The organism is Pseudoruegeria sp. SK021 (assembly GCF_002119405.1).
Lineage (GTDB): Bacteria > Pseudomonadota > Alphaproteobacteria > Rhodobacterales > Rhodobacteraceae > Meridianimarinicoccus.
Window position 1 is genome coordinate 1 of sequence record NZ_MTBG01000064.1, and the last position, 8,237, is coordinate 8,237.

The window sequence follows — 8,237 nt, forward strand, 5'->3', positions numbered from 1 at the left end:
CCATCCGGTGACCAAACCCCCTTCTTCTTCATCTCATGGCGCCAGGAATAGACCTGCTGCCGCGTGATCTCGTGGCGCTGCGCCACCTGCGTGACCGTCGCCTCATCAACGCCCACAGACATCACGACCCCCAGCTTCTCCTCGTCGCTCCAACGGCGTCGACGTTCAAACCCAAGTATCTCACCACGCATCGCTGACCCAACCTAAGACACGTCGCAAAGGACGTCGTTAAGCATGTCTCTTAGCAAATCATCTGGAAATCTGGCAGGCGGTCACAACGGAGCGGTTACACTTCATCAGGTGATGGGCTATTTAAACAAGAATATCTGTCCTGTTAGGGACGCATGACCATTCTTTTTGATAAATTATTTTTTAGGAACCTTAATGGAAATCACCGATCGCAATCAGGCACTTCCAAAACGTGGCCCGCTGACCGAACCAAAGGGCAAAAACGTGCCCCATCCGATTGATCTGGCGCTGCAGGGCGGCGGGTCGCACGGTGCATTCACTTGGGGTGTACTCGACAGGCTTCTCGAAGAAGACCGGTTAGAGATTGACGGGATTTCCGGCACCTCTGCCGGGGCGATGAACGCCGCTGTGCTGGCCGCAGGCATGGCCACCGGTGGGCGTGATACTGCCCGGGACATGCTGCAGGCTTTCTGGCGCAAGACCTCAGAGGCGGCCCGGTTTAGCCCGTTTAAACGTGGCCCGATGGAGCATCTGACCGGCAGCTGGAGCCTTGATAATTCACCGGCCTTTCTGGCTGTAGACATCATGGCGCGACTGATATCGCCCTATTCTCTGGGGGGCGGGGCGGGCAACCCACTGTGCGACATCTTGGACGAGGTCATCCATTTTCCTGATCTCGCCAGGGGCCCCATCAAGCTTTTCATTACCGCCACCAATGTTCATACTGGGCAAGGCCGCGTGTTTCGAAATCATGAGGTCACTGCAGATGTTCTGCTGGCCTCGGCCTGTTTGCCGTCTTTGTTTCAGGCCGTCGAGATTGACGGAATTCCCTATTGGGACGGCGGCTATTCAGGCAATCCAACCATGACGCCGTTGGTGCGGGAATGCGATTGCCATGACATCTTTCTCGTCCAGATCAATCCGGTGGAACGCGCTGAGACCCCGCGCACCGCGCGCGAGATCGCGGGCCGCCTGAACGAAATTTCCTTCAACGCCCAGCTTCTGAAGGAATTGCGGATGATGGCGCTGATGCGCAAGGTCATCGACCCCGGCGATGGCGAGGCGCGGCTGTGGAAGGAAATGCGGCTGCACCGGATCACCTCCGACGTCATGACCACGCTGGGGCAGTCCTCAAAGATGAATGCGGAATGGGATTTCCTGTCCATGCTCTTTGAAGAAGGGCGGCGCGCGGCGACCGATTTCGGCATGGCCCATTTCGAAGACATCGGCGTACGATCCACCTACGACATCGATTATTTGCTCGACGAGGTCTGAGATGATTGGACTTTTGGGCATTGTCGCGGGTCTGACCCTTATCATGGCGCTGGCCTTCCGGGGCTGGAGCATCCTATTGCTTGCTCCGCTTGCCGGGATGATTGCGGCGGCGTTTTCGGCAGAGCCGCTTCTGGCGCACTGGACACAAACCTTCATGCCGGCCGCTGCCGGGTTCGTGGCACAATTCTTTCCGCTTTTCCTGCTGGGGGCGCTATTCGGCAAGCTGATGGATGACAGCGGCTCTGTCACCGCAATTGCCGACTTCATGACCTTGCGGCTTGGCCCGAAACGAGCCGTTCTCGCGGTCGTTTTGGCCGGTGCTATGGTGACATATGGCGGGGTCAGCCTGTTTGTGGCCTTCTTCGTCCTTGCCCCCATGGGGCTGGCACTGTTCCGAGCCGGCAACGTGCCCCGCCGTTTCTTGCCCGCCGCCTTGGCCCTTGGAACCTCGACCTTCACCATGTCGGCCCTGCCCGGAACGCCCGCGATCCAGAACGCCATTCCGATGCCCTTCTTTGGAACCACGCCCTTCGCGGCTCCGGGGCTGGGGATCATCGCCAGTATCGTAATGGCCGCGTTTGGCTTGTGGTGGCTGTCGCTGCGCGAGGCCCAAGCCCGCAAGTCCGGCGAAGGCTTCGGCGCGGCCGAGCAGGCCGTGACCGATCCACTGACCCTGCGCCAACTGGCAACGACCGCGCGGGAATTCGATCCGGCCGAAATTTCACACGGTGGCCACACCACCGCCACCCCCTCCATCGGCGTTGCGGTAATGCCGCTGGTGCTGGTGGTCGTTGTCAATTTGACCCTGTCGCAATATTTGCTGCCCAGCCTCGGCTTTGATTTCTTGGCAGAACCGGAATGGGGGGCGACCTCGCTGGCTGCTGTCGGTGGTGTCTGGTCAGTGGCTTTGGCGCTGCTGACGGCAATCATCGCCGTGATCGCGCTGAATTTCCGGCGCTTCCCAAAACTGCGTGACACCATTGATGCCGGGGCGACCGCCGCGGTACTGCCGGTGCTTAGCGTGGCCAGTCTGGTTGGGTTCGGGGCCATTGTCGCCGCGTTGCCCGCTTTCGCGCTGGTGCGTGAATGGGTGCTAGGGATCGGGGGCGGGCCGTTGGTCTCGCTCGCCGTCGCGACAAATATTTTGGCGGCCCTTACCGGATCCGCATCCGGCGGCATGACCATCGCGCTTGAGGCACTTGGGCCCACTTATATGCAAATCGCCCATGATATTGGCCTCGATCCAGCCCTGATGCATCGGGTCGCCGTTATCGCATCTGGAACGCTGGACACCTTGCCCCATAACGGCGCCGTAGTGACTATGCTCACGGTCTGCGGCACCAAGCACAAGGACAGCTATCTGGATATCGTCATGGTCGCGGTTGTCGGCGCACTGTTAGGGCTGGTTGCTGTAATCATGCTGGGCACGCTGTTCGGGTCATTTTAGCGAAGGGGGGGACATGGTGCCCCCTCATTTGCTTGACGAAAAAGGCGGCGAAAACGGCGCCCGCGGTGCCCTTGACGGAGCAGTGAAGTTCCGAACCGGCTAAGGGGCCGTATTCACGTGGGGTGGCGCCGCGCATTCATACGCGGCGGCGTGGTTCGCTCTTTTCAACACCCACTTTGGTGTCCCGTGCGGGGTCGGGTCGGTTGCGCTTTTCGTCCCAGTCGGGGTCTCGGCGCTTGATCCGCGCCGAGATCATTTTTGCAAGCGGCAGACCCAGACCAAAGCCCAAGGCGACGGCGAACCCAAATTGAACCCAGCCAATATACCCGAGTGACATAAACAGAACGATGACGATGCCCGACACCAACGTCCACGTCATCATCGCAACAAAGAGGCTTAATCTGTCCATAGCGCCGGTCCTTTCACTTGGCTCAAGCCGCTTCGGCGACTGCCGATGCGACCAGTTTTTCAATCTCATCCAACGGCTGATTGGTCAGATGCTTGGGAATTTCGATTACAAGTTTTTCCGCCACGGTTGCGTGAGTGGACGCGCGTAGCACACCCAGAATCTGTGGGGCGGCCACGATGACCAACTGGTTAAAACGCCCTGCGTGAGCCCGCTTATAAAGTAAGTCGGCCAACTCAATGGCAAAGCGCTCTTTCGCCAGTTCGTGCCAATCGGTGTCGTCCATCGCCGATACGCCGGGTCCGCCTATGGCCTGCACGCTGCCGGGGCGATGGGTACCTTGGTCTCGGGTCGGGGGATTGTCTTGTTCGTCCTTGCGGATGACGCGCAGGTCAAGGTTTCTTTCGTCGCCGTCATTGACCAGAAACAAGGCCTTTTCGCCATCTGCGACCAAAACCCATGCGCCGTTTTTCAGTTTAGCCATTACCCGTCATCCTTCTCTTTTTCATCGGACTTGGTGACACGTGTCGCGCCCGCTGGTCGCTCGGTCGCGCGTTTTAATTCATCTCGCGTCCCTATCTCGCGCGCCAGACGCCCACCCTCGCGGCCACCCTGAGAAACTGTGCCCGTGGCACCGAGGGCTGCATCGGAGCTGTCTTTTTTCGGGATTTTGTCGCCGGTCATTGCGCGATCTCCTATTTCTGTGGGGGATGTATGTCCAACGCTCTGGTGGACGCGTGGTTCCACGAATGGTGCCGGCAGACGGATTGCCGCCGTGGCGAACCGCGCAAAATACACGTTTCTAGATTTGCGGAACCGGCGGTTCCGGCAATTCAATTGGCGGTAAATCAGGCGCTTCTACCGGAGGGTCGAGCGGGCGTTCTGGTGGTGTGTTGTCGGGCAAATCCACTGGTGTGTTATCCGGCACCTCTTCTGGAGCGTCGGGCTGGTCTGGGTCAGGCTTTGGGTGTGGGGCCATTGGAAAACTCCTTGGGGCATCATAAAAAAGTTTCGGCTCAACCAAAAACCTCACCATAAGTGTCTGTATTTGGTGAGGGTTTTAACCAAACTTCAGATATTGGGTGAAAAACACAGGCTCCGAAAGCAGCCGCTTCATCCGTGATCTGCCGAAAGAACTGTCAATTCAGCCGTACCTATTGTTGCTGAACAGGGAACTCCTGACCGTGTCGTTTGTTCCTCTCCCAACGCCAAAGGAGATACCATGTCGACGATCACCACAACCAACCCTGCGACCGAAGCGGACATCGAAGTCTATAACCTGATGACTGAAGCGGAGGCGTTGAGACGGCTTGAGGCGTGTCATGCGGCCTTCTTGGAGTGGCGAAAACTTTCTCACAACGACCGCAGCCCGTACCTCATCAAAATCGCGCGAAAGCTACGTGACAACGCCGATGAACTGGCGGCGCTAATGACTGAAGAAACAGGAAAACTGTTAAAAGATGGCCTCACAGAGGTGGAGATTTGTGCCGCGATCTTTGATTACACCGCTAAGAACGGACCTGCAGTGCTGGCCGACGAAGACCGCACGCACGGTGCCGACGGAAAGCGCGGTGTCGTAAGCTATCAGCCGCTCGGCGTCATTTATTCGATTCAACCGTGGAATTTCCCACTGTATCAGCCGGTTCGCGTGCTGGCAGCCAACCTGATGACCGGCAATGGCTGCATCTTGAAACACGCCAGCATCTGCACAGGTTCTGGCCTGCGTCTGCGCGAATTGTGCATCGAAGCAGGCCTTCCGGAAGACCTGTTTCAGGTCATCCTCATCGACCATGATGTAAGCGACAATCTGATCGGGCATCCTTTGGTCCGCGGCGTGACTTTAACAGGCAGTGATGGTGCGGGACGCCATGTCGGCGCGGTTGCCGCCAAGGCGCTGAAAAAGACTGTCCTAGAGTTAGGATCAAACGATGCTTACCTCGTGTTAGAGGACGCGGACATCGAAACAGCCGTAAAATCTTCGACCATGGGGCGATTGTATAACAACGGACAGACCTGCGTGTCTGCGAAGCGATTTATCGTGACGGATAAGGTCTATTCCGCGTTCGTCGACGCCTTCGTCGCCAAGATGAAAGAAATCACCATGGGGGATCCTACGGATGAGACGACCGAACTTGGCCCGCTGTCGAGCCAAGACCAGTTCGACACGGTCAAGGAACAAGTAGACCAAAGCGTCGCCAAGGGCGCCACCATTCTGTGCGGCGGCAAAGCGCCCGATCGCAAGGGCGCATATTACCCTGCCACGGTGCTGGCTGAACTGAAGCCCGGCATGCCCGCCTATGACGATGAAATATTTGGTCCCGTCGCCTCGGTCATTCGGGCGAAAGACGATGAAGATGCCATGCGACTGGCCAATGAAAGCCGCTATGGTTTGGGCGGGGGGATCTTTTCCCAGAACGAAGAGCGTGCGCTGACCCTTGCCCGCGAACACTTCGACACAGGCATGATCCGTATCAACTCTTTCGGGGCCGCCGATCCGAACATGCCTTTTGGTGGGGTCAAAGATTCAGGGTACGGTCGCGAACACGGTGGCTTTGGTATGAAAGAATTCGTCAACACGAAAGCGATTTTTCTGCCATAATGATCCTGCATGCAGTGAAGTTGTCGCGCGCGTTCCGCAGTTCTGGTGGCACGACAAGTACAGGAATCGTGCACGGTCGTGATCGCAATGCACGTGACACGCAGTCTGATCAACGGCGAAGAAAACAGTAAACGACAGGGTCAAGTTGTTGGACCCTTGTTCTGCGCATGCATCGACTGCTGAATGCGCCAAGCGGTTAAAACAATCAGACAGTTGTGATGTCCGCGACTCATATGAGGAACTGAAAAATGACAAATCTCAAAGGCGGTATCGTAGCCGGTTTCGCAGCAACTGTCGTGCTTTCACTGCTGATGATCGTGAAGGGCATGATGGGCCTGATGCCAGAACTCGATGTGGCGGCAATGCTTGCCACGATGGTGGGAGCCCCGATTAGCGTCGGCTGGATCGTCCATTTCATGATCGGCACGCTGGCTTGGGGTGGCGGGTTCGCCGTTCTGTATCGCGCAATTCCCGGGCGCAGCGCTGTTACCAAAGGCATCGTGTTTGGCATTGCCGCGTGGTTGGGCATGATGATCGTGGTCATGCCGATGGCTGGCGCTGGCCTGTTTGGGATGAACTTGGGCATATTGGCACCGGTTATGACGTTTGTGCTGCATGTCATCTTCGGCGCCGTCCTTGGAAAGGTCTATGCAGCTTTCCCTGCGGCAGGACACCCTGCCTGAACGCCACCCGTTCCAACAGTTAGCAACAGGAGGACCTCTCACATGACCTTGAATGAGACCCAGTCAAAGCTGTGCGACAACAACCAAACCGACTTTTCGGACCTCAAAGCCGTCATTTTCAACACCAGTCTAAAACGCGACGAAGGGACGTCGCACACCAAGCTCCTTTTGTCTGTCGCTGGCGAAATTATGTCGCGCAATGGGGTCAGCGTCGAGTATATCCACGCGGCGTCTCACCAGATTGCCTATGGCGTCTATCCCGATATGACCGATCATGGTTGGGACCGGGATGATTGGCCCGCGCTATGGGAAAAAGTCGCCGCCGCCGATATTCTGATTATCGGAACGCCGATCTGGTTGGGCGAGGAAAGCTCGCTCTGCCGTGTTCTGATCGAACGGCTTTACGGTATGTCGGGGATGTTAAACGATAAGGGGCAAAGCGTCTTTTACGGCAAAACCGGCAGCGCCGTCATCACCGGTAATGAGGACGGCATCAAACATTGCGCGATGACAATCCTTTATGCGCTCGGCCATCTGGGCTATATGATCCCGCCTCAGGCAGACTGTGGATGGATCGGTGAGGCAGGACCCGGCCCCTCATACGGTGATGAAATCGACGGCGGTCCGGCAGGCTTTGACAACGACTTCACGCAGCGCAATGCAACGATTATGACGTGGAACCTGATGCACACGGCGCGAATGCTGAAAGATGCGGGTGGGCTGCCCAACCACGGCAATGACCGCAACGCGTGGACGGCAGGCTGCCGGTTCGACTACGAGAACCCTGAGTACCGGATTTGATGAACGCTGTCCGAAAGCAATCCTGCCTCCCGGGTTGACGCGCTTAGCAATTGGCCAACCATTTCACCAAAATGGAGGCGCAAGTTAATGATTGCCGACGAGCCGCCCCCCCGGCACCCACAACTTGGAGGTTTACCGGAAGCGGCGACTTTTGATCTCCTGCCCGAAGGTTCGCGCTTTGATGGCCTGACCAAAGCGGGACATGGGCAAAGTCACGCCCTGCGGACCGAGTTTCCTCCGGCGATGATCTGACGGATCAGTGCGGCCGCGGACCGATGCTTTTCGGCATCTATTTCGGATCCGATAGCGTTTTCATGGGTGGCAGCGGCATCCGTGAGAACGCCCATGATTTCCCTCTCAGGCAAAATCTGAGCGTCATTCAGCGCAAGAAGCAGGGCCTCGCAGATCGTAAGCGCGGCCATTCCTGAATGGGTGTGGTCGTCCGTCATAGGCTGTAGACCTTTCTGCCAAGTGCGGCGCGAAGGATGCGCCAAATGCTTGCAGGGCAGCCTTGCAAAGATTCTGCTATGCTGTGCTGATAGACATCAGTCATCGGCGCCATTTCGTCGGCTAGACCTCTGTCGAATACCGAAAAGGGTCAATGATCACCAATACTCCCCTCGTTCGTAAGCTTGGCACGTTCGTCGCCTTGTCGGATGCTGAACTGTCCGTGCTTGCATCGTTGCACCAGCGCCGTCGCACTTTTGTGGGTAAGCGCTGTGTGGTCAGCACCTGGGTTTCAGCTTGACTGCTGGAAGTTCCAAGGTAGCAGATCATCGATGCGGTTTTCCGGATGTCCCGCTGCGATGGCTTCGAGCGTGGATTTCAGGTAGGCGA

General features: G+C 57.4%; 11 protein-coding genes. 5 read left to right on the top strand and 6 right to left on the bottom strand.

Going from position 1 to position 8,237, the window contains the following annotated elements; genetic code table 11:
* Positions 1 to 191: transposase (locus BV911_RS17970; RefSeq protein ID WP_139840146.1), on the bottom strand; the 191-nt coding region annotated here is incomplete at its 3' end.
* Positions 192 to 384: 193 nt separating this feature from the next.
* Here BV911_RS17970 and BV911_RS17975 point away from each other — a divergent pair.
* Together BV911_RS17975 and BV911_RS17980 are read left to right on the top strand one after the other, a co-directional pair.
* Complete coding sequence (locus tag BV911_RS17975; RefSeq protein WP_086054949.1) at positions 385 to 1,464, top strand: patatin-like phospholipase family protein; 1,080 nt, start codon at positions 385 to 387, stop codon at positions 1,462 to 1,464.
* A gap of 1 nt (position 1,465) precedes the next feature.
* Positions 1,466 to 2,911, top strand: coding sequence for a GntP family permease (locus BV911_RS17980; protein WP_205963903.1), 1,446 nt, complete (start codon positions 1,466 to 1,468; stop codon positions 2,909 to 2,911).
* Between the two features lie 136 nt (positions 2,912 to 3,047).
* Here the strand turns inward: BV911_RS17980 and BV911_RS17985 are convergent, their stop codons facing one another.
* Genes BV911_RS17985 through BV911_RS17995 form a run of 3 tightly spaced genes read right to left on the bottom strand, consistent with a single transcriptional unit; the run spans position 3,048 to position 4,001 of the window.
* A complete protein-coding gene (locus tag BV911_RS17985; RefSeq protein ID WP_086054950.1) occupies positions 3,048 to 3,320 on the bottom strand; it encodes a hypothetical protein in 273 nt (90 codons plus the stop codon).
* Between the two features lie 22 nt (positions 3,321 to 3,342).
* Entirely contained in the window at positions 3,343 to 3,801 is a 459-nt protein-coding gene (locus tag BV911_RS17990) for a host attachment family protein (protein ID WP_086054951.1), read from the bottom strand.
* Positions 3,801 to 4,001, bottom strand: coding sequence for a hypothetical protein (locus BV911_RS17995; protein WP_086054952.1), 201 nt, complete (start codon positions 3,999 to 4,001; stop codon positions 3,801 to 3,803). Before BV911_RS17995 ends, BV911_RS17990 begins: the two co-directional genes overlap by 1 nt.
* A gap of 538 nt (positions 4,002 to 4,539) precedes the next feature.
* Here BV911_RS17995 and BV911_RS18000 point away from each other — a divergent pair.
* The 3 genes from BV911_RS18000 to BV911_RS18010 all read left to right on the top strand — a co-directional run bounded on the left by BV911_RS18000 (position 4,540) and on the right by BV911_RS18010 (position 7,400).
* Positions 4,540 to 5,916, top strand: coding sequence for an NAD-dependent succinate-semialdehyde dehydrogenase (locus BV911_RS18000; RefSeq protein ID WP_086054953.1), 1,377 nt, complete (start codon positions 4,540 to 4,542; stop codon positions 5,914 to 5,916).
* Positions 5,917 to 6,164: 248 nt separating this feature from the next.
* On the top strand, positions 6,165 to 6,599 hold the full coding sequence (locus BV911_RS18005) for a DUF6789 family protein (RefSeq protein ID WP_086054954.1): 435 nt from the start codon (positions 6,165 to 6,167) through the stop codon (positions 6,597 to 6,599).
* 42 nt (positions 6,600 to 6,641) lie between these two features.
* Positions 6,642 to 7,400, top strand: coding sequence for a flavodoxin family protein (locus BV911_RS18010; RefSeq protein ID WP_086054955.1), 759 nt, complete (start codon positions 6,642 to 6,644; stop codon positions 7,398 to 7,400).
* Between the two features lie 212 nt (positions 7,401 to 7,612).
* On the opposite strand, the gene BV911_RS18015 is transcribed toward BV911_RS18010, so the two are convergent.
* Positions 7,613 to 7,849, bottom strand: coding sequence for a hypothetical protein (locus BV911_RS18015; protein WP_086054956.1), 237 nt, complete (start codon positions 7,847 to 7,849; stop codon positions 7,613 to 7,615).
* A 290-nt stretch (positions 7,850 to 8,139) separates the two neighbouring features.
* Positions 8,140 to 8,229 carry a hypothetical protein gene (locus BV911_RS20440; protein ID WP_371588343.1) on the bottom strand — a complete coding sequence of 30 codons (90 nt, stop codon included), beginning with the start codon at positions 8,227 to 8,229 and terminating at the stop codon, positions 8,140 to 8,142.
* Positions 8,230 to 8,237: the final 8 nt, after the last annotated feature.